Origin of the sequence: Nonomuraea sp. C10, assembly GCF_008017515.1 — a bacterium.
Taxonomy (GTDB): domain Bacteria; phylum Actinomycetota; class Actinomycetes; order Streptosporangiales; family Streptosporangiaceae; genus Nonomuraea; species Nonomuraea ferruginea.
This window is the reverse complement of record NZ_VPFF01000003.1, coordinates 433647-454680: the sequence shown is the minus strand read 5'-3', so window position 1 is coordinate 454680 and position 21034 is coordinate 433647. Positions and strand designations below refer to the sequence as shown.

At 71.9% G+C, this 21034-nt stretch carries 18 protein-coding genes and 1 pseudogene; 10 read left to right on the top strand and 9 right to left on the bottom strand.

Annotation, left to right across the window (positions count from 1 at the left end; genetic code table 11):
* The first annotated feature begins 212 nt into the window (after positions 1–212).
* From FR742_RS33630 to FR742_RS33600, 7 genes are all read left to right on the top strand, one after another.
* Complete coding sequence (locus FR742_RS33630) at positions 213–497, top strand: STAS domain-containing protein (protein WP_148035335.1); 285 nt, start codon at positions 213–215, stop codon at positions 495–497.
* A 150-nt stretch (positions 498–647) separates the two neighbouring features.
* Complete coding sequence (locus FR742_RS33625) at positions 648–2744, top strand: PQQ-dependent sugar dehydrogenase (protein ID WP_148035334.1); 2097 nt, start codon at positions 648–650, stop codon at positions 2742–2744.
* A gap of 9 nt (positions 2745–2753) precedes the next feature.
* Complete coding sequence (locus tag FR742_RS33620; RefSeq protein ID WP_148035333.1) at positions 2754–3650, top strand: sugar phosphate isomerase/epimerase; 897 nt, start codon at positions 2754–2756, stop codon at positions 3648–3650.
* A 64-nt stretch (positions 3651–3714) separates the two neighbouring features.
* The gene (locus FR742_RS33615) at positions 3715–5043 is read left to right on the top strand and encodes a M14 family zinc carboxypeptidase (protein ID WP_148035332.1); all 1329 of its coding nucleotides are present in this window, start codon (positions 3715–3717) and stop codon (positions 5041–5043) included.
* Between the two features lie 39 nt (positions 5044–5082).
* Positions 5083–6372: an MFS transporter gene (locus tag FR742_RS33610; protein ID WP_261808939.1), complete on the top strand. Its 1290-nt coding sequence runs from the start codon at positions 5083–5085 to the stop codon at positions 6370–6372.
* A complete protein-coding gene (locus tag FR742_RS33605; protein ID WP_148035331.1) occupies positions 6369–8093 on the top strand; it encodes a glycoside hydrolase family 2 protein in 1725 nt (574 codons plus the stop codon). The genes FR742_RS33610 and FR742_RS33605 overlap by 4 nt, the downstream gene beginning before the upstream one ends.
* 11 nt (positions 8094–8104) lie before the next feature.
* Entirely contained in the window at positions 8105–9073 is a 969-nt protein-coding gene (locus FR742_RS33600; RefSeq protein WP_187281491.1) for an acyltransferase domain-containing protein, read from the top strand.
* An 84-nt stretch (positions 9074–9157) separates the two neighbouring features.
* On the opposite strand, the pseudogene FR742_RS46645 reads toward FR742_RS33600, so the two are convergent.
* Positions 9158–9229, bottom strand: a pseudogene (locus FR742_RS46645) (hypothetical protein); the annotation flags it as partial.
* A 578-nt stretch (positions 9230–9807) separates the two neighbouring features.
* Positions 9808–10476, bottom strand: coding sequence for a hypothetical protein (locus FR742_RS33590; RefSeq protein ID WP_148035329.1), 669 nt, complete (start codon positions 10474–10476; stop codon positions 9808–9810).
* Between the two features lie 174 nt (positions 10477–10650).
* On the opposite strand from FR742_RS33590, the gene FR742_RS33585 reads away from it, so the two are divergent.
* Complete coding sequence (locus FR742_RS33585; RefSeq protein WP_148035328.1) at positions 10651–12693, top strand: GAF domain-containing sensor histidine kinase; 2043 nt, start codon at positions 10651–10653, stop codon at positions 12691–12693.
* On the opposite strand, the gene FR742_RS44830 is transcribed toward FR742_RS33585, so the two are convergent.
* Positions 12690–12842 (bottom strand): hypothetical protein, encoded by a 153-nt coding sequence (locus FR742_RS44830; protein WP_187281490.1) that lies wholly within the window; start codon positions 12840–12842, stop codon positions 12690–12692. The genes FR742_RS33585 and FR742_RS44830 overlap by 4 nt on opposite strands.
* Between FR742_RS44830 and FR742_RS33580 the strand changes: the two genes are divergently transcribed.
* On the top strand, positions 12835–13464 hold the full coding sequence (locus FR742_RS33580; protein ID WP_187281489.1) for a response regulator transcription factor: 630 nt from the start codon (positions 12835–12837) through the stop codon (positions 13462–13464). The two genes, FR742_RS44830 and FR742_RS33580, sit on opposite strands and share 8 nt — an antisense overlap.
* Positions 13465–13467: 3 nt before the next feature.
* On the opposite strand, the gene FR742_RS33575 is transcribed toward FR742_RS33580, so the two are convergent.
* From FR742_RS33575 to FR742_RS33560, 4 genes are read right to left on the bottom strand one after another with little or no spacing between them, the layout of a single operon-like run.
* On the bottom strand, positions 13468–14097 hold the full coding sequence (locus FR742_RS33575; protein ID WP_148035327.1) for a response regulator transcription factor: 630 nt from the start codon (positions 14095–14097) through the stop codon (positions 13468–13470).
* Positions 14090–15256, bottom strand: a complete 1167-nt coding sequence (locus FR742_RS33570) for a sensor histidine kinase (protein WP_148035326.1) — start codon at positions 15254–15256, stop codon at positions 14090–14092. Before FR742_RS33570 ends, FR742_RS33575 begins: the two co-directional genes overlap by 8 nt.
* Positions 15257–15259: 3 nt before the next feature.
* Positions 15260–15955, bottom strand: a complete 696-nt coding sequence (locus tag FR742_RS33565; protein ID WP_148035325.1) for an ABC transporter permease — start codon at positions 15953–15955, stop codon at positions 15260–15262.
* Between the two features lie 5 nt (positions 15956–15960).
* Positions 15961–16872, bottom strand: a complete 912-nt coding sequence (locus FR742_RS33560; RefSeq protein ID WP_148035324.1) for an ABC transporter ATP-binding protein — start codon at positions 16870–16872, stop codon at positions 15961–15963.
* Positions 16873–17128: 256 nt separating this feature from the next.
* Between FR742_RS33560 and FR742_RS33555 the strand changes: the two genes are divergently transcribed.
* Positions 17129–19165, top strand: a complete 2037-nt coding sequence (locus tag FR742_RS33555; protein ID WP_148035323.1) for a cellulose binding domain-containing protein — start codon at positions 17129–17131, stop codon at positions 19163–19165.
* Between the two features lie 301 nt (positions 19166–19466).
* Here FR742_RS33555 and FR742_RS33550 read toward each other — a convergent pair whose 3' ends face one another.
* Both FR742_RS33550 and FR742_RS33545 read right to left on the bottom strand, forming a co-directional pair.
* Positions 19467–20282, bottom strand: a complete 816-nt coding sequence (locus FR742_RS33550) for a metalloregulator ArsR/SmtB family transcription factor (RefSeq protein ID WP_148035322.1) — start codon at positions 20280–20282, stop codon at positions 19467–19469.
* A gap of 66 nt (positions 20283–20348) precedes the next feature.
* Positions 20349–21002 (bottom strand): HNH endonuclease family protein, encoded by a 654-nt coding sequence (locus tag FR742_RS33545; RefSeq protein ID WP_261808938.1) that lies wholly within the window; start codon positions 21000–21002, stop codon positions 20349–20351.
* Positions 21003–21034 lie beyond the last annotated feature (32 nt).

Here is a 21034-nt window from a genome sequence, read left to right as displayed (position 1 = left end):
CCGCCCATCTTTCTCAAGCCGATCACATATGGGTATGGCGGGACGCTCGGAAACAGGGCGGTCGTCGGCCCGTGAGGTAGGGTGGGTTCACCGCGCAAGCCGTTCGCTCACCTTGGAGCCCCAGCTCAGGTGACCGGCTTCGGGTAGCCGACCTCCCCTCTTCGGCCCCGTCGCGCGCCCCCGACGTTTTTCATCTCCGAACGGAGAACCGCATGACCATCCGTACCACCGTCCAGGTGTCCGGTGAGATCGACCTTCACACGGGCGTGAAGCTGCGCCGGCAACTGCTGAACGCGCTCTGCCACGCCACGGACACGCTCGTGCTCGACCTGTCGCGGGTCACCTTCTGCGACGCCTCCGGGCTGTCCGTCCTGGTCGAGCTCCGCAACCGGGCCCGGGCCAAGGGCGTCACCATCCAGCTGGCCGGGCCGAGCCCGTTCATGTCCCGGCTGCTGCGCATCACCGGCCTGTACGGCGGCCTCGTCGAGGCCGCCTGACCACCACCCCGCGGCGGCGGCACTTTGTCCAATCGGACGCGAAAGTCGGTCATCCCGCCGCCGATTGGGTCCTCCTCTATCGGCGTAACCCGGGTTACATTCACGTTGATCTGCCCTCACTTATCCCTCACGTTGACCGAAGGGAGAGGCATGAGAGCGAGAACCGCGATCGCGGCCATGACTGCTGCGGCGATCCTCATGCCGGCCGCGGCCGCCCAGGGCGCGGAGACCACCAGCGCCCCGCCCCCCGATGACCGGTTTCAGAAGGTGACGCTGAACGACAACCCCGGCGAGCCGATGGACCTGGCGGTGTTACCCGACTCCAGGGTGCTCCACACGACCAGGAAAGGCGAAATCTGGTTACACGACCCGAAGACCGGGCTCAACACGCTGGCCGCCGACCTCGACGTCTACCAGCATGACGAGGAGGGCCTGCAGAGCATCGCCCTCAGCCCCGGCTTCGGGAAGGGGTCCAAGAAGGACGACTGGGTCTACCTCTACTACTCGCCGCCGCTCGACACCCCGATCGACGACCCCTCGACGCCCGGCGTGAACGAGGGCGACGCCCCGTTCACCGGCGCCCCCGAGGACTTCGAGCCGTTCGAGGGTCTGATCCGGCTGTCGCGGTTCCGCTTCACCGGCGCCACCGTCGACCTGCGCACCGAGCAGCGCATCCTGGACGTGCCGGTGGACCGCGGCATCTGCTGCCACGTCGGCGGCGACATCGTCTTCGACGCCAAGGGCGACCTCTACCTGTCGACCGGCGACGACACCAACCCGTTCTTCTCCGACGGCTACACCCCGATCGACGAGCGGGCCGACCGGAACCCGGCGTTCGACGCCCAGCGCAGCTCCGGCAACACCAACGACCTGCGCGGCAAGATCCTGCGCATCAGCCCGCGCGACGACGGGTCCTACGCGATCCCGTCAGGCAACCTCTTCCGGCGCGGCACTCCCGGGACCCGGCCCGAGATCTACGCGATGGGCCTGCGCAACCCGTTCCGCATCGAGCTGAACCGGTCCAACGGTGACCTCTACGTCGCCGACTACTCGCCCGACGCCCGCAACGCCGATCCCGCGCGCGGCCCGGCCGGCACCGGGAAGTGGACGGTCATCCGCAAGGCCGGCAACTACGGCTGGCCCTACTGCGCGACCGCGCGGCTCCCGTACACCGACTACGACTTCGCGACCGGGACGTCCGGCGCGGCGTTCGACTGCGCCGCGCCCGTCAACGAGTCGCCGCACAACACCGGGCGGCGCGAGCTGCCTCCCGTCGTCCAGCCGGACGTGTGGTACTCCTACGGCCAGTCGGCGGAGTTCCCCCAGCTGGGCACCGGCGGCATCGGGCCGATGGCCGGCCCCGCCTACGACTTCGACCAGCGTGACACGCGCGGCCGCGACGCCGTGGGCTGGCCGCGTCACTACGACGGCGTCCCGCTGTTCTACGAGTGGACCCGCGACTACGTCAAGGCGTTCCACCGGGGCGGGCGGATCGAGGACGTGCTCCCCTCGTTCGTCTTCGACAACCCGATGGACATGGAGTTCGGCCCCGACGGCGCGCTCTACGTGCTGGAGTACGGCGACGGCTTCTTCCAGGAGAACCCGGACGCCCAGCTCGCCCGCATCGACTACATCGGCAACACCGGCAACCACACCCCCGTCCCGGCCGCCTCGGCGTCGGCGACCGCCGGGCAGGCGCCGCTCACCGTCCAGTTCACCGGCGCGGGCACCACCGACGCCGACGGCGACAGGCTCAGGTACGCCTGGGACTTCGACGCCGACGGCAGGGTGGACTCCCGCAGCCCCGAGGCCGCGTTCACGTTCACCGAGAACGGCCTGTACAACGCCACGCTCCGGGTCAGCGACCCGAGCGGCAGGTCGGCCTCGACGTCGGTGCGGATCGTGGTCGGCAACGACACCCCGGTCGTCGAGATCCTCCGCCCGGCCGAGGGCGACCCGTTCGCGTTCGGCGACGTGGTCGAGTTCGAGGTGCGGGTCACCGACGACCAGCCGGTCGACTGCGCACGCGTGACCGTGGACTACATCCTCGGCCACGACGACCACGGCCACCCGCAGACCACGGCCCGCGGCTGCACCGGCTCCATCCAGACCACCGAGCCAGGCGGCCACGACCCGGAGAACGACGACCTCACCGGCGTCTTCGTCGCGGGCTACACCGACCCGGGCACCGGTGGCCTCCCCGAGCTGACCGGCACCGACCAGGTCGTCCTCCAGCCCACCCGTTAGGAGAACCCCATGTGCTACGGCTACGGCCCCAGCCGGCGGTCGCTGCTCGCCGCCGGGCTCGGCCTCGGCGCGGGCGCGCTCGCCGCCGCCTCCCCAGCCGCCGCGGCGTCGCCGCACCGGCCGCACCACAAGCACCGCGTCCCCCCGGGCCAGATCAGCATGCAGCTCTGGACCGTACGCGACGACCTCGCGCAGAACTACGACGCCACCCTCGCCTACCTCGCCGAGATCGGCTACCCGCGGATCGAGGTCGCGCTCGGCTACTTCGGGCGTACGGCGAAGCAGCTCCGCGAGTTCCTGGACGGGCTCGGCATCCGGGCCACCTCCAGCCACGACGGCATCAGCCCGGATGACGCCGCCCTGGAAACCAAGATCGAGAACGCGCTGACCCTCGGCCAGACCTACATGGTCGTGCCGTACCTCAACTCCGACAGCCTGGACCAGTGGAAGGCCTGGGCCGAGCGGATGAACGTCGAGGCGCGGGCCGCCCGCGAGGCCGGGCTGAAGTACGGCTACCACAACCACGCCCACGAGTTCACCATCGACCTCGGCGGCGGCCGGACGCCGTGGGACGTGCTCACCGCCGAACTCGACCCGCGCCTGGTCCACCTGGAGATCGACATCTACTGGGCGGTGACCGGCGGCGTCGGCCGCGGCGCCCGGGACCCGGTGCGGTTCGCGATCGACGTCATCAAACGGGCGCCGCAGCGCGTGCTGCAGTACCACGTGAAGGACCGTCACCTGGACGGCGACATGGCCGACCTGGGGACGGGCACGATCGACTTCCGGCGGGTGTTCGACGCGCACCGCGTCAACGAGTACATCGTGGAGAACGACACCCCGGACGTGACGCCGAGGCAGACGTCCGAGGTCGGCTACCGCTACCTGAGGAAGCTCCGTTACTAGGGACGGCGACCGGGCGGCCCCCCCGCGGGCCCGCCCGGTCCACCCTCCGGGCGACACTGGAGCCGTGCTCGACGAACTCGGCTCCGTGCCCGCCTTCGACCGCTTCGCCACCGTCGACGAGGTGAACGCCCGCCTCGGCTCACTCGCCGACAGTCATCCCGGCGTGGCGACCCTGCGCAGGATCGGCACCTCCCGTCTCGGCGACCCGCTGCTCTGCCTCACGGTCGGCGACGGGCCGAGACACGCGATCGTCGCGGCCGGCCCGCACCCGAACGAGCCCATCGGCGGGCTGACCGTCAGCCACCTGGCCGCCCGGCTCTGCGCCGACGGCGAGCTGCGCCGCGGCAGCGGCTACACCTGGCATCTCGTCGCCTGCCTCGACCCCGACGGCACCCGGCTCAACGAGGGCTGGTTCGCCGGCCCGTTCACCAGGACCCACTACGCGCGGCACTTCTACCGGCCCGCCCCGGACGAGCAGGTGGAGTGGACGTTCCCGTTCGCCTACAAGCGCTCCTACTTCGACCGGATGCTCCCCGAGACGCTGGCCCTCATGCGGCTGATCGACGACACCCGGCCCGCCTTCTTCACCACCCTGCACAACGGCGAGACCGGCGGCGTCTTCTACTACCTGAACCGGCCCGTCCCCGAGCTGCACCAGGTGCTCAAGGAACTGCCCGGCAGGTACGGGGTGCCGCTGCACGCCGGTGAGCCGGAGCATCCCGCGGTCAGGTCGTTCGAGCAGGCGATCTACCAGGCGCCCACGATGGAGGACGCGTACGACTACCTGGAGGCCAACGGGCAGGACCCGGTCCCGCTCATCGGCGGCGCGGCCAGCGACTCGCACATCAAGAAGTACGGCACGCTCGGGCTGACCGCGGAGATCCCGTACTGGACCGACCCGTCGGCCGCCGACACCTCGCCCACCGGCCGCTCCTACCGCGACCTGATCGGGGCGCAGGCCGTGGGCCTGCGCGAGACCCACGAGGCGCTCGCCCGGATTCTCGCGGCGGCGCAGGGCGACCTGGTGACGTCCTCGCCGTTCCTGCGGGCGAGCAGGGCCTTCATCCCGATGCTGGCGGGCATGGCCGAGACCGACGCGGTGCGGGCCGGCGACCCGTCGAGCGACCGGCCGGCGACCGTGGCCGAGGTGTCGTCCTGCCGGGAGAGCCTGTCCAGCATGCGGCTGCGGTTCGGCGGGATCCTGCTGCGGGCGCTGGAGGGCGAGCTGGCCGTCGGCAACGTCGCCCCCGCCGTCCGGGCGGCGGCCGGTGAGCTGGCCGAGCTGCACGCGGCCTGGTGCGCGGAGGGCGAGAGCCCGGCCCGCGCGATCCCGATCCACGACCTGGTGGCCATCCAGTACGGCGCGGTCCTCGCGGGCGCCGCGCACGCTTGATCCGTTTTCGTACCCGTTGGTAGCTATACGCTGTCGCGCGTGACCATCGCCGTACCGGCCCAGCTGGGCACCCGCCGCTGGACGGCGGTGATCGTGCTCGGCTTCGTCGGCCAGCTCGCCTGGACCGTCGAGAACATGTATCTCAACGTGTTCCTGTACGACACGATCAGCGACGACCCCACGGCCATCGCCACCATGGTCGCCGCCAGCGCGGTCACCGCGACGGTCGCGACGCTGCTGATCGGCTCGCTGTCCGACCGCACGGGCCGCCGCCGGGTGTTCATCGCCGCCGGTTACGTGCTGTGGGGGCTGTCCACGGCGGCGTTCGGGCTGGTCACCGTGGACACCGTGGCGAACCTCGCGCCGGCCGCGAACGCCGTGCTGGTCGCCATGGTCGCGGTCATCGTGCTGGACTGCGTCATGTCGTTCCTGGGCTCCGGCGCGAACGACGCCGCCTTCCAGGCCTGGGTGACCGACGTGACGCGGCCGGCCAACCGGGGCCGGGTGGAGTCCGTCCTGGCGATCATGCCGCTGGTGTCGATGCTGGCCGTCTTCGGCGCCCTCGACCCGCTCACCAGGGCCGGGCAGTGGCGGGAGTTCTTCGTGCTGATCGGCGCGGTCATCACGGTGGTCGGGGTGGTGGCCTGGTTCCTGGTCCGTGACCGGCCGTCCGTGCCCCGGGCCCGCGACGGCGCCCTGGCCGCCGTCTTCCACGGCCTGCGCCCGAGCGCCATGCGCGCCAACCCCGGCCTCTACCTGCTGCTGTCGGCGTGGGCGGTCTGGGGCGTCTCGACGCAGGTCTTCCTCCCGTACCTGATCATCTACGTGCAGCGCTACCTGCAGATCGAGGCGTACGCGGTCGTCCTCGGCGTGGTGCTGACGGGCGCGGCGGCGGTCACCGTCGGGTTCGGCCGGCTGATCGACCGCGTCGGCAAGGCGCGCTTCCTGCTGCCCGCCGTGGCCGTCTACGCGGCCGGGCTGCTGGCGATGTGGGCGGCGCGCGGGATGGTGCCGGTCATCGCGGCCGGGCTGGTGATGATGTCCGGGTTCATGCTGGTCGCCGCGACCATCGGCGCGCTCGTGCGCGACCACACGCCGCCGGAGCGCGCCGGGCACGTGCAGGGGCTCCGGATGGTGTTCGCGATCCTCATCCCCATGCTGATCGGACCGTACGTCGGGGCCCTCGTCATCCGGGGCGCGGACGCGTACTACGAGGATCTCGGGGTGCTCAGACAGGTGCCCACTCCCGCGATCTTCCTGGCCGCCGCCGCGGTGCTGCTGCTGATCGCCGTCCCCGTCCGGATCCTGCGCAAGAGAGAGATCGCATGAGCACGCTCACCCGCTGGGGCCGGGACCTCGACCCCGACGCGGTCCTGCCCGAGTACCCGCGCCCCCAGCTCGTCCGCGACAGCTACCTCAACCTCAACGGCCGATGGGAGTACGCCATCACCGGCGACGGCGAGGAGCCGGTGACGTACGACGGGCCGATCGTGGTGCCGTTCTCGCCCGAGTCGGCGCTGTCCGGCGTCGACCGGCGGCTGATGCCCGGCCAGACCCTCTGGTACCGGCGCGGCCTCACCCTGCCCGACGGCTTCGGCACCGGCGGCAGGGTGCTGCTGCACTTCGGCGCGGTCGACCAGACCTGCCGGGTGCTGCTCAACGGCGTCGAGGCGGGCCGCCACACCGGCGGCTACCTCCCGTTCGGCTTCGACGTCACCGACCTCCTGCGCGACGGCGAGAACGTCCTGACCGTCGCGGTGCGCGACGACACCGACACCGGGCAGCACGCCCGCGGCAAGCAGAAGCTGGAACGGGGCGGCATCTGGTACACGCCGCAGTCGGGCATCTGGCAGACCGTGTGGGCCGAGCGCGTGCCCGCCACGCACGTCGAGCGGCTCACCCTCGTCCCGCACCTGGACGAGTCGTGCGTCGAGGTGACCGTGCACGCCGCCGAAGGGGAGGCGGACGTCGAGATCCTCGCCGCGGGGACCGTCGTCGCCCGCGCCACCGTCCCCGCCGGTCGGCCGGTGCGGGTCCCGATCCCGGACGTCCGGCCGTGGAGCCCGGAGGACCCCTTCCTCTACGACGTCACGGTGGAACTGGGCGCCGACCGGGTGCGGAGCTACGTGGGCATGCGCTCGTACGGGGTGGGAACCGACGCCGACGGGGTGCCCCGGCTGCTGCTCAACGGCCGCCCGTACTTCCACGCCGGGATCCTCGACCAGGGCTACTGGTCCGACGGCATGTACACGGCGCCGTCCGACGAGGCGATGATCCACGACATCGCCACCATGAAGCGGCTCGGCTTCACCATGCTGCGCAAGCACATCAAGATCGAGCCGCTGCGCTGGTACCACCACTGCGACCGGCTCGGCATGATCGTCTGGCAGGACATGGTCAACGCGGGCGGACGCTACCATCCGCTGGTGGTCACCGCCCCGGCGGTCGTGCCGTTCCATCTGCCCGATCGTTTCTTCGGGCGGGCGCACCGGGAGCGGTTCCTCGCCGAGCTCCGCGAGATGGTGGAGCACCTGCGCAACGTGGTGAGCATCGCCGTCTGGGTGCCGTTCAACGAGGGCTGGGGCCAGTTCGACGCCGCCCGCGTCGCGGCGGAGGTGGCCAGGCTCGACCCCACCCGGACCGTCGACCACGCCAGCGGCTGGCACGACCAGGGCGCGGGCGACCTGCGGAGCCTGCACGTCTACTTCCGCCGCTTCCGCGTGCCGCGCCGCCGCGACCGGCGGGTCCTCGTGCTGTCGGAGTACGGCGGATACGGCCTGCGGGTCGACGGCCACACCTTCAACGACCGCAACTTCGGCTACCGGCGCTACGACACTCCCGACCGGCTGGGCGCGGCCTTCGCCCGGCTGCACGCCGAGCAGATCGTCCCGGCGATCCCGCGCGGCCTGAGCGCCACGGTCTACACCCAGTTGTCCGACGTGGAGGACGAGCTGAACGGGCTGCTCACCTACGACCGCGAGGTGCTGAAACTCCCCGAGGACCTGGTCCGCGCGGTCAACCTGCGACTCACGCTCGACCGAACCCCCTGAGGAGAGCCCCTGTGGACAACCCCCTGGACCTGCTCCGCGCCGACGACCGGACGGCCGCCTGGCTCGCCGGGCTGGAGGCCGACGATTCACCGGACGTCGAGGTCGTCCTGCCGGACGCCTTCACCCTGCTCGACCTGGCCGTGCCGCACGAGGACGTCAACGAGATCCTCGCGCTGGCCAAGACGATCAGGGCCGACCCCGGGCTGTGGTGGCTGCTGGAACGCTGCGCCCGGCGGCTGGTGCGCGGCATCGGGCTGATCGACCACCCCTTCGACCTGCCGTACCTGCCCGCCGGGCTGGGCGCGGCCGGGCGCTACTTCCACCTGTTCGTCTTCGTCGCGGCGCTCCCGCACGTGCGCGCCTACCACCGTGAGCGCGGCGTCCCGGCGGACGTCTCCCGGCACACCCTCGCCGACCTCGGCCGCAACGTCGCCGTCCACCGCAGGCGGCACGGCGTCGGCGGCGTGATCCAGCCCTCCTGGATCAAGATGCACTACCGGGGCGAGATCTACCAGCTGGCCCGGCTGCAGTACCAGCGCGCCACCCTCGGCACCCGCATGGGGACCCTCATCGAGGGCGTCATGCCCGGCGCCCCCTCACTGAATCTGCATATTCCCGACTTCTCCGGGCCGTTGACGCCCGCCGCCTGCGACGACTCGCTGGCCCGCGCCCGCGCCTTCTTCCCTCGCCACTTCCCCGACGAAGAGCCCACCGTCGCCACCTGCTACTCCTGGCTCCTCGACCCCCAGCTCGCCGACCACCTGCCGGAAAGCTCCAACATCGTCGCCTTCCAGCGCCGCTTCCGCCCCGGCTACCCGGCCGAGCAGCCCAACGACGGGGGCCCGATCGAGTTCGTCTTCGGCGACCCCGACCTGCCGCCCGACCAGCTCTCCCCGCGCACCACGCTGGAGCACGCGATCGTCGCCCACCTGCGCGCCGGCGGCCACTGGTACGAGGGCAACGGCTGGTTCCCGCTCTGACGGGGTCCGGAATCCGCCCGCCGGCAGGCCGTACAGGAGCACGCGGACGTGGTCCGTGGCGTCGTCCATGCCGCGCCGCAGGTCGCGTAGCAGCGTGTCGGCGGCGTGCGGGCAGTCCGCCGGCCCGCCCCGGGCCAGGTCGATCGTCCTGGCCATCGCGACGAGCGTCCGGCCGAGCCCGTCGTGCAGGCTGCGGCTCAACCGGCGACGCTCCTCGTCCCTGGCGGCCACGTCGAGCTCCTCGGCGCGCTTCAGCTCGCCGGCCGTCCACAGGGTGTGGGCGAGGCGGGCGGCGTACGGCACGAGCGCGGCCAGCGCCCGGTCCCGGCACGCCCAGGGCAGACGCCGGGGACCGACGAGCAGCCGTCCGACCTGTTCGCCGTGCCACACCAGCGGCACCTCGCGGGCCTCGGCGCCGGCCCGCCCGCTCTCCACGGAGGTCTCGCCGTCCGCCACCTCCACCGCGACCCCTCGGACGGCCAGCGCGTCACGCGACACCGCCACCACCGAGGCCAGCGCCTCCTCCGGGGCGCTGTGCCGCAGACACCGGTCCAGCCGATCGGCCAGTCCCCGGACAGACGTCCAGGGGAGGACCGGCAGCCGGGACAGGCCCTTGCGCAACGGCAGGCAGAGCGTGCCCGCGAGGAGCACCGCCGCCAGGTCGTATCCGGCGACCATGCCGCTGATGCCGACGTAGAGTGCGCCGGCGATGGCCGCGGGCGCCAGCCGGTCCGTCACACCCGCGTGGAGATCAGGCTGCCGACCCCGCGCCACTCGGCGTCCGGCATGCGCAGCACGCGCAGCGCGATCCAGCCGTAGGCGGCCAGGTGCAGCAGGGCGCCGGTGGACTGCACGACCGGCGCCTGGTCCATGGTGACGAACGGCACGATCGTGCCCGCCAGCGCGGCGACCGGCACCCACCAGGGCGCGACCTTGACCACGGCCAGGGTCACGAGCAGCGTGATCAGGCCGACGTGCAGCAGGAACCCCGGCAGCAGCATCCCGAACACGAATCCCGGCAGCTCGCCGGCCCGCTGGGTGACCGCCTCGGCCTGCGCGTCGGGCAGGACCTGCGCCAGGGCGAGGTCGTAGAAGTCGGTGGTGAAGAGCGTCAGCCCGTGACCGGCGCCGACCAGCCCGAGCGCCGCCCCGATCCCGCTCGCCCGGGGGGCGCGCTCGCGCAGGAGGTGGGCCAGGGCCAGCACGACGGGGATGAGGGCGAGCGCCGCCCACACGTAGAGCAGCGCGCTGACCTGCACGGCCGTCTCGTGCGTACGGAAGACCGCGGGAGCGTGCTCGGCCCCGGGAGGCGAGGTCAGGAAGGCCAGGAACTCGAAGACGGGCCAGGCGAGGAGGGCGATGCCGGCGACGATCCGGCGGAACGAATCAGGATTTTTCAACACTTGCCCAGCGAATCCGAACCCCGTCCCGCCACGCCCGGGCACTCGTCCCCGTCCATCCGGGAGAAATGCCACGGAACTCCCGGGACACCGTCCCGGTGAACCGGGACAGAGGACGTATACCGTTTGTCCCGAAATATGGGTTTGACCAGGGCTGCGGCTGGACGGGAGGGACGGATGGCGACGGCGCGTGTCGCGTGGGCGTGGTGTGCGCTGACCCTGGTGCTGGCGGCGACGGCCGCCACCCTGGCCTTCGCCAACGGCGCCGCCCCGCTCCCGGTGGTCCACCTGCTGTTCGTGGCGGCGTGCGCGGTGGCGGGCGGGCTCATCGGCGCCCACCGCCCCGGTCACATGGTGGGCCGGCTGCTCGCGCTGAGCGCGTTCTGCTTCGCGCTGATGGAGGCCTGCGGCCACTACGCGATCCTCGGCCTCACCCACCCGGGCCTGCCGCTCGCGGCGGCGCTCGCCTGGCCGCAGACCTGGCTGTGGATACCGGCCAACCTGGCGGCCACCCTGATCCCGCTGTACTTCCCCGGCGGCCGGCTGCCCTCCCCGCGCCTGCGCCCGCCGGTCAGGGGAGTGGTGTCCGCCGCCGCGCTCGCCGCCGTGCCGAGCGCGCTCCGCCCGGGCGACAACCTCCAGGTGGGGATGGGCGCGGCGGTGCCCAACCCGCTCGGCGCCCCCGCCCTGGCCGCCCCCGCGTCGGCGGCCGAGGCGGTGCTGACCGTCCTGCTGGCGGCGGTGTTCGTGCTGGGCGCCGCGAACCTGGCCGTACGGGCCCGGCGCAGCGAGGACGCCGAGCGCCGCCAGATCGCGTGGCTCGTGTACGTGGTCGCGCTGGAGACGGTGGTGATCGGGGCGCGGCTGGTCGCCGGGCTGACCGACGACGACCCCGCCTCGGTGTGGCCGTCGACCAGCGTCCTGTGGGAACTGGTCGGCATCGCGGGCGCCACGCTCATCCCGGTCGCCATCTGCGTGGCCATCCTGCGCCACCGGCTCTTCGACATCGACCTGGTCATCAACCGCACCCTGGTGTACGTGCTGCTGTCGGGCTGCGTGACCGGCGGCTACATCCTCGTGGTCGGCTACCTCGGCGCGCTCTTCCCGGCCGGGGACCTGCAGATCTCCGTGCTGGCGGCCGGGCTGGTGGCGCTCGCCTTCGCGCCGCTGCGCGAACGGCTGCAGAGCTGGGTCAACCTGCTGACCTACGGCGAGCGGAACGACCCGTACGCCGCGCTCACCCGGCTGGGCCGCAGGCTGGAGAGCACCGCGGACCCCGGCACCGTGCTGCCGGGGATCGCCCGGTCGATCGCCGAGGCGCTGCGCCTGCCGTACGTGGCGGTGGAGACCAGCCAGGGCGCCCGCTACGAACACGGTGAGCCGGCCAGGGCCGCCGATCCGGTGCGGCTGCCGCTGACGCACAACGGCGAGCGGGTCGGCGGCCTGGTGCTCTCGCCGCGGCCGGGCGACAGCGGGTTCGGCCCCCGCGACCTGCGCGTGCTCCAGGACCTGGCCCGGCAGGTCGCGGTGGCCGTGCACGCCGTGCGGCTCTCCGCCGACCTGCGACGCTCCCGCGAACGGCTGGTCATGGGCAGGGAGGAGGAGCGGCGGCGGCTCCGGCGTGACCTGCACGACGGGCTCGGCCCCACCCTGGCCGCGCTGACCATGCGGGCCGAGGCGGCGCACGACCTGGTCACCGACGAGCGGGCGCGGCGGCTGCTCGCCGAGATCGTGGACGACGCCGAGACGGCGCTGGCCGACGTGCGGACCCTGGTCGACGGGCTGCGCCCGCCCGCGCTCGACTCCCTCGGCCTGGCCGGGGCGCTGCGCGCGCACGCCATCAGGCAGCCGGCCGGCCTGCGGGTGGACGTGCACGCGCCGCACGACCTGCCCGCGCTGCCCGCCGCCACCGAGGCCGCCGCCTACCGGATCGCGACCGAGGCCCTGGCCAACACCCGCCGCCACGCGGGCGCGACCCGTTCGTGGCTGCGCGTCGAGATCGCGGACGGGACGCTCAGGCTGGAGATCTCCGACGACGGCCGCGGCATCGGTCCGGACGACCGGGACGGATCAGGAGTCGGGCTCGCGTCCATGCGCGAACGGGCCACGGAACTCGGCGGATCATGCACGATCGAGGAACGCCCCGGAGGCGGCACCCGCGTCCGGGTCGAACTCCCCGCGGAAGCGGAAGGGACCGGCGATGACCCAGGATCCTGTTAGCCGACGACCACGCGGGCGGGGAAGGGGACGGGCGGCGACCCAGGATCCTGGTAGCCGACGACCACGCGGGCGGGGAAGGGGACGGGCGGTGACCCACGATCCTGGTGGCCGACGACCGTGCGGGCGCGGAAGGGGACGGCGATGATCAAGGTCTTGGTGGTCGACGACCATGCGGGGTTCCGCGCCGGGTTGCGGACTCTGCTGGCGACGGCCGAGGGGATCGACGTCGCGGACGAGGCGGGCAGCGGGGAGCAGGCGCTCGCGCTGGCCGGGCGGATCCAGCCGGACGTGGTCCTGATGGACCTGGACATGCCCGGCATGGGAGGCATCGCGGCCACCGAGCGGCTGACCCGCGACCACCCGCACATCAGGGTCCTCGTGCTCAGCATGTCCGACGACGACGACTCGGTGTTCGCCGCCGTCCGGGCCGGGGCCCGCGGTTACGTCGTCAAGGGCGCGCGCCGGGCCGAGCTCGTCCGGTCGGTGCAGACCGTGGCCGAGGGCGGCGCCGTGTTCGGTCCGGCCCTCGCCTCCCGCCTCGTCGGCTACTTCTCCGCGGGCGAGCGCGCCGAGCCCGCCCTGCCCGGCCTGACCCCGCGCGAGCGGGAGATCCTCGCCCTGATCGCCGGCCACCTCACCAACCCGCAGATCGCCGCCCGGCTGGGGCTGAGCCAGAAGACCGTGCGCAACCACGTCTCGGCCGTCTTCACCAAGCTCCAGGTGGCCGACCGCGCACAGGCGATCATGCGCGCCCGGGAGGCGGGCCTCTGACGCTCAGCCGATGAGGCCGCGCCGGAAGGCGACGGCGACGGCCGCCGCGCGGTCGTTCACGCCGAGCTTCGCGTAGATGTGCAGCAGGTGGCTCTTGACCGTGGCCTCGCTGACGAACAGGCGCGCGGCCACCTCGCGGTTGGTCGTGCCCTGCGCGATCAGGTCCAGGACCTCCAGCTCGCGGGCGCTCAGCGGGTCGGCTGGCGTGCGCACCTGCCCCACCAGGCGGGTGGCGACGGACGGGGACAGCACCGACTCGCCCCGCGCCGCCGTGCGCACGGCCCTGATGAGGTCGTCGCGCCGGGTGTCCTTGAGGAGATAGCCGGTCGCGCCGGCCTCGATGGCGGGCAGGACGTCCCTGTCGGTGTCGTACGTGGTCAGGACGAGCACCCGGGCCCCGATGCCGAGCCTGGTGAGCTCCTTGATGGCGGCGACGCCGTCCATCCCCGGCATGCGCAGGTCCATGAGGATCACGTCAGGGCTCAGCGCCCGCGCCAGCTCGACCGCCCGGGCGCCGTTCTCGGCCTCGGCGAGCACCTCGAAGTCCGGGTCGCCGGCGAACATGCCGCGGATGCCGTCGCGCACGATGGGATGGTCGTCGGCGATCAGCAGCCGGATCGGGTCGTCAGCCACGCGCCACCGCCGGGACGCTCGCGGAGATCGCGGTGCCGCCGCCGGGCTCGGTCTCGATCTCCAGGGTTCCGGCCAGGCGGCTGACGCGCCCGCGCATCGAGGTCAGGCCGAAACCGCCGCCGTCCCGTACGCGTTCGAGGTCGAAGCCCGCGCCGTCGTCGCGCACGTCCAGCGTCACCATGTCCTCCATGTAGGAAAGGGTCAGCCCCACCCGGGACGCGCCCGCGTGCCTGGCCGCGTTGGCCAGGGCCTCCTGCGCGGTGCGGAGCAGGGTCTCCTCCACCTCCGGGTGCATGGGACGCACGGTGCCGGTGGTGGTGAAGTCGGCGCGCACCCCGTTGAGCTCGCTCCACCGGGCCACGACCTCGCGCAGCGCCTCGGGCAGCGGGGCGGCGTCCAGCTGGCCGGGGCCGACCGCCTGGACGGAGCGCCGGGCCTCGGCGAGGCTCTCCCGCGCCAGCCGCAGGGCGTTGTCCACGTTGCGGCGCCAGTCGCCGGCCTGGTGTGCCGCCTGGAGCTGGGTGATGATGCCGGTCAGGCCCTGGGCGAGGGTGTCGTGGATCTCCGCCGCCATCCGCTGCCGCTCGTCCATCACGCCCGCCTCCCGGGCCTGGACCAGCAGCTGCGCATGCAGGCCGGCGTTCTCCCGCAGCGTCTCCTCCAGCCGCGTCACCATCTGCTTCCGCTCGGCGCTGCGCGCGGCCGTGATCTCGCCGACGAAGCTGAACAGCCCGACCGCGGCCACGATGGCGGCGGTGAGGAGCAGGTACGAGAGGATCTTGGACGGGACGGGGTCCGGCGGCCCGCCGAAGAAGGCCGTGACGCTGATCGCCGCCGTGGCGGTGACCCCGGCGAAGCGCCACATCCCTTTCAGGTACTCCCATGAGTGCAGGTAGCCGATGAAGCCGAAGAAGCCGGCGAACCACACCGCCTGCGTGCACAGCACGCCGATCAGGACGATCAGCCCGATCACGTAGACGACGCCCCGCGGGACCAGCCGGAGCCACAAGGCGGCCAGCGCCGCCAGCGCCACGACCCGCCATGGCGGGCCGTCCTCCGTGAGGAGCGCGAGCATCGTGCTGGCTGCCAGCAGGACGTACGGTGCTGCCGTCAGCTGGCGCTCCAGCAGGCGCTCCCATCGATCGAGCTGCGCCGTCATGCCTTACTCCCAGCGAAAGAACCTGGCCGCGATCATACTGACGACCAGCGCGTACCCGGCCATCACCAGCAGCGGCAGCGGATCGGCCGGACTGCCCGCCCAGATGTCCTGCAGACTCTGCCGGAAAGCCCCCAGAGGGGTGTATTCGCCGACGCGCACCAAAATATCGGGCATCTGGTGCGTCGGCTGCATCAGCCCGGCCAGAAAGGCCATCGGGAAGTACAGCAGGACGCCGATCCCGTTGGCGGACCGCCCGTTCGGGGCCAGCGCCGCGATGAGCAGCCCGATGGCGAACAGGGAACCCGCCCCGAGCAGGAAGACCAGCGCGACCAGCGGCCACCGGGAGGGCAGGTGGGCCCGCAGGACGCCGCCCGCCACGCCCAGCAGCAGGCCGCAGGCGGCCACCGCGAGCACGAGCTGCAGGATCAGCTGCACCACCAGCATCCGCACCGGGCGCACCGGCGTGGCCGAGAGCCGGCGCAGGATGCCCCGCTCACGGTAGGTGGCCAGGGTGGTGGGCAGCATGTAGAGGCCGACGAGCCCCACCGCGATGGCCAGCGCCATCGGCACCAGCACGGTGTCGCCGGGCTCGATCGAGCTGCCGAAGACCACGAGGATGAACAGCGGGATGAGCAGGGCGAAGATCGCCCCGGGCTCCCTGGTGAGCAGCTTCAGTTCGACGAAGGTCAGCTTGGTCACGGGTCCTACTCCTTGGTGCCGAAGGAACGGCCGGTCAGGGCGATGAAGGCGTCGTCGAGGGTGCGCTTGTCGATGCGCAGGTCGCTCACGAGGACGTGGTGCCTGGCGAGGTGGGCGGTGACCGCGGTGGCGAAGTCGGCCCGCCCGCTGACGACCACCCGGTCGCCGGTCCTGCTCACTCCGGTCACCCCCGGCAGGTCCGCCAGCCCGGCGGGCTCGCCGTCCATCAGCGTGAAGCTCATCCGGTGCTCGGCGTCGATCCCGTCGATCAGGCCCGCCGGGGTGTCGAGGGCGACGACGCGGCCGCGGTCGAAGACGGCGACCCGGTCGCAGAGCTCCTCGACCTCGTCCATGAAGTGGCTGACCAGCACCACCGTCACGCCGCTCGCCCGGACCCGCTTGATCAGCTCCCACGTGGTGCGCCGGGCCTGCGGGTCGAGCCCGGTGGTCAGCTCGTCGAGGAAGGCCACCCGCGGGTTGCCGACCAGCGCCAGGGCGATGAACAGGCGCTGCTTCTGGCCGCCCGACAGCTTCCCGAACCGGGCGTCGCGCTTCTCGTCCAGCCCCCACTCGGCCATCAGCTCGCGCCAGTCGCGCGGCCGGGCGTAGAAGGAGGCGTAGAGGTCCAGGGCCTCCCACACCTTGATGTTCTCCGGCAGCTGCGTGTGCTGGAGCTGCACGCCGATCCGCTCGCGCAGCCGCCTGCCGTCCTTGGCCGGGTCGAGCCCCAGCACGCTGATCGACCCGTCGTCGGGCTGCCGCAGCCCTTCCACGCACTCCACGGTGGTGGTCTTGCCGGTGCCGTTGGGGCCGAGGATGCCGAAGATCTCGCCCTCTTCCACGGAGAACGACACCCCGTCCAGAACCGTCAGCTCCCCGTACGACTTGCGGAGCCCGTTGACTTCGATGACTGCCATGGCTCAAGCGTCGTCCGCCGGCGGCTCCGGCGAATCGACCCGCCGGCCATGATCCGCCGCGGATCCGGCTGGCGCGGAAATCAACCGATCGGTTGATGCGCGGCCGAATCCGGAGCTGAAAGTTTCACCGGCGGTTGACGAACGCACCGCCCGCCGCACATGATCACGCTTGTCTCCTGGTCAGGAGGAGGCGTCGAGTGATGACCGTCGAGTGATGACCGTCCAGTGATGACCACTGCCACGGCGAGGTGCACCGATGCCGAGAACCCTGCTCCGGGCCGCGTCCGCGATCGTGCTGACGCTGGCCGCCCTGAACATCCCTGCCGCCCATGCCCAGGACGCCGCCCCTGTCGAGGTGACCGTCAACACGCGTGCCGCCCTCGCGGCCGTACCCGAGACAGGCATCGGCACCAACCATGCCATCTGGGACACCCACCTGGGCTCGGACCAGACCGCCGACCTCCTCAAGGAGGCGGGCGTGAAGCTGCTGCGCTACCCCGGCGGCTCGTACTCCGACATCTACCACTGGGCCGACCACACCGCCCCCGGCGGCTACGTCGCGCCGAACACCGACTTCGACACCTACATGGCCGGCGTGCGCCGCACCGGGGCGAAGGCGATGGTGACCGCCAACTACGGCACCGGCACGGCCGAGGAGGCCGCCGCCTGGGTCAGGTACGCCAACGTCACCAAGGGCTACGGCGTGAAGTACTGGGAGATCGGCAACGAGAACTACGGCAACGGCCACTACGGCGCCGCCTGGGAGGCCGACGACCACCCCGACAAGAGCCCGGCCGAGTACGCCCGCCACGTCGTCGCCTACGCGGACGCCATGAAGGCCGTCGACCCCACCATCAAGATCGGCGCCGTGCTCACCACCCCCGCCAACTGGCCCGACGCGATCGTGGCCGAGGGCGACGCGGGAAGCTGGAACCAGGTCGTCCTGTCTGCCGCCGGATCCAAGATCGACTTTGTGGTCCTGCACTGGTATCCGGGGGCCCTCGACCGTACGGGACACGTACCCGACATGGTCCAGCTCGCCCGCGAGCAGATCGCCCGGTACGCCGGCCCCGGCGCCGAGCGGATCGGCATCGCGATGACGGAGTTCAACACCGGCTCGAGCAGCAACGGCACCAACACCCAGCCGGGCGCCCTGGCCGCCGCCGACGCGTACGCGACGCTGCTGGCCAACGGTGTGTTCACGGTCGACTGGTGGAACGTGCGCAACGGCATCGGCGCCGTCACCGAGGTCGAGGGGCACACCGACTACGGCGACTTCGGCCTGCTGTCGAGCGCGGCCTGCACGTCCGACGGCTCGGTCTGCGAGCCCGCGCTGAACACCCCCTTCGCGCCCTACTACGCGCTCCAGATGGTCAGCCGGTTCGCCCGTCCCGGCGACCAGTTCGTCCGGGCGGCGGCCGACCAGCCCGCGGTCTCCGCGCACGCCGCCCGCCGCCCCAACGGCGAGCTGGCGGTCATGCTGATCAACACCTCGCGCGACACCTCGTACGCGGCCGCCCTCGACTACGAGGGCTACACCCCCGCCGCGGGGGCGGCCACCGTGCTCACCCACACCAACGGCGCCACCGCGATCACCACCGAGACCGCGGGCACTCCCGCCGGACGGCTCCTGCCGCCGCTGTCGCTCACCACGATCGTCCTGCGTCCCGCCGCCCCGCCGTCCGGCCCCGGCGCCCCCGGTCAGCCCACCGCCACCACCGTGACCGACACCACCGCCACCATCACCTGGCCGCGCGCCACCCCCGGCGCCCGCCCGGTCGCCAAGTACGAGATCCACCGCCAGCACGGCGCCGTCACCGAGCAGCTCGGCGAGACCGGCGGCACCTCGTTCACGGCCGCCAACCTCAGGCCCGGCACCCGCTACACCGTCAACGTGATCGCCCGCGACAGCGGCGGCGGCCTCTCCTGGTCCTCTCCGCCGCTGACCTTCACCACCAAGGCCCCCGCCACGAGTTCCTGCACGGCGAAGCTGACCGTGCAGTCGGACTGGGCCAGCGGCTACGTCGGCAGCATCGAGATCACCAACACCGGCGCCCCGGTCAACGGCTGGACGCTGAACTTCGCCTGGCCGAGAGCCTGGCAGAGCCTCGGCAGCGGCTGGAGCGCGACCTGGACCCAGAACGGCCAGGACGTCAAGGCCGTCAGCGAGCCGGGGAGCGGCGCGCTGGGCACGGGTGCGACGACCACGATCGGCTTCGTCGGCAATTACACCGGCCCGAACGTCCTGCCGTCGGTCTTCACCTTCAACGGAAGGGTCTGCGGCACCGGCTGACGCGTCATGAAAGGGCATCGAAGGCCACGATTCGATCGACGGCCTTCGATGCCCTTCAAGTCTTTCTGAAACCAGTGGGACTTGTAGTGATTGATCCCTATTTGGGTGCTAGCGTCCTAATTGAAGGATCAATCGAAAAGGGGGAGACGTCGTGAGTAGCGGATATGGCGGCTGCCGCCGCCGTCGGTACCGTCGCTGCCGCCGCAGAAGGTGGTGGGGCTACTGGAACGACTGGGACTACTGGGACGACGGCTGGGGCTACTGGTGGTGACCGCAGTCCCGACCTGACGGATCGCGACGGTCAACGCCCGGCGTTAGGTCGCCGTGATCCGTCCTCAACACCGGCCGGCTGCCGTTCGAGCAGGGTCTTGAGTTCGGACAGCAGTTCCGGCCATCCCCCCTTGATCATCTCCAGAACGGTGCTGCCCGGCTCGAACCCGTCATGGACGACGGTGAGCTTGACCCGGTCCCCGGCCGGTTCGAGATCGAAGGTCACGCGAGAGCGGGGCTCGGCGGCGATCTCGGCGAGGACATCCGGGGCGACGCCGGCGTCGTCGGCCCACTCCCGGGTGAAGGTGTGCCAGCTGTACGAGAGCCGCCGGTAGGGATCGGACTCCAGGACCACGCTGCCGCCGTCGTCGACGACCGAGCCCTCGGTGCGCCAGACGACGGGGGCGCCCTTGGTCCAGGCCGACTCCAGCGTGAGACCCCAGTAGGCCCGGGTGAACTCCGGCTCGGTCAGCGCGCGCCACAGGCGCTCCGGCGTGGTGACGATGTAGGACGTGTAGACGAACTCGGGCTTGGACACAGCCGTCTCCTCAAGGGCTCGCTTCAGCGCCGACAGCGACTGGACGCGCCGCCGGTCGTAGCGGCGGATCCAGCGCTCGGCGATGTCGTTGATCGGGGCGGCGTTGAGGTAGTGGAGCTTCTCCCGGCCGTGCCTGACCGTGGTGATCAGCTCGGCGGCCTCCAGGGCGGCCAGGTGCTTGCTGACCGACTGGCGGGCCATGTCCAGCCCGTCGCAGAGCTCGCTCAGGGTCTGGCCGTCACGGGCGTTGAGACTGTCCAGGAGCATGCGGCGGCTGGCGTCGGCCAGCGCCTTGAACACGTCGTCCACAGCTACCACCTCGAATGCGCAGCCGTTTGGCTGCCTATGAACGATAGGCAGCCAAACGGCTGCATGTCAACAGGTGCGCAGCATGTTGAGCAGGGCCGTCTTCTCCTTGCGGGTGACGAAGAGCCGGTAGTGACGCTTCACGGTGATCCACGACGTCGCGTACCGGCACCAGTGGGCGCGGCGCGGCGGACGCCAGCTTTGCGGGCCCTTGGCGCCCTTGGCGATGTTGGCGGAATGGCTCACGGTGAGCAGTTCGGGCCGCCTGATGTCGTTGGCGAACGCGCGCCGCTTGGCCGGGCTCCACCGCTTGGCGCCCGACCGCCAGGCGTACGCGAGCGGCACCACGTGGTCGACGTCCACGTACCTCTCGCTCTTCAGCTTCTTGCCGTCGTACGGGCTGAACCAGACTCCCTTGACCGGGTGGCAGGCCGCGTTCCGGCGGACGCGCCGCCCGTCGCGGGCCAGGACGAGCTCCCGCGTACTGCACCTCCCCTTGCGGTCCGCCCAGTGGGGGCGGAACTTCTCGCGGCTGTAACCGCGGATGGACAACGGCCTGGCGACCTTGAGCTGCGCCAGCATGCTCCGGGCCCGGGCGGCGGCCTGCTTGCGGGATTCGGCCGCCGCGGGCGGGGCAGTGAGAACGGCGGTGATCGGGAGGACGAGGAGAGTGAGCACGGCGACGTTGGTCGCCCGCCGCAGGAAGATCATGGTTTCACCCATGACGAGCGGCATCCCCGCTCGCGGCGCGGATA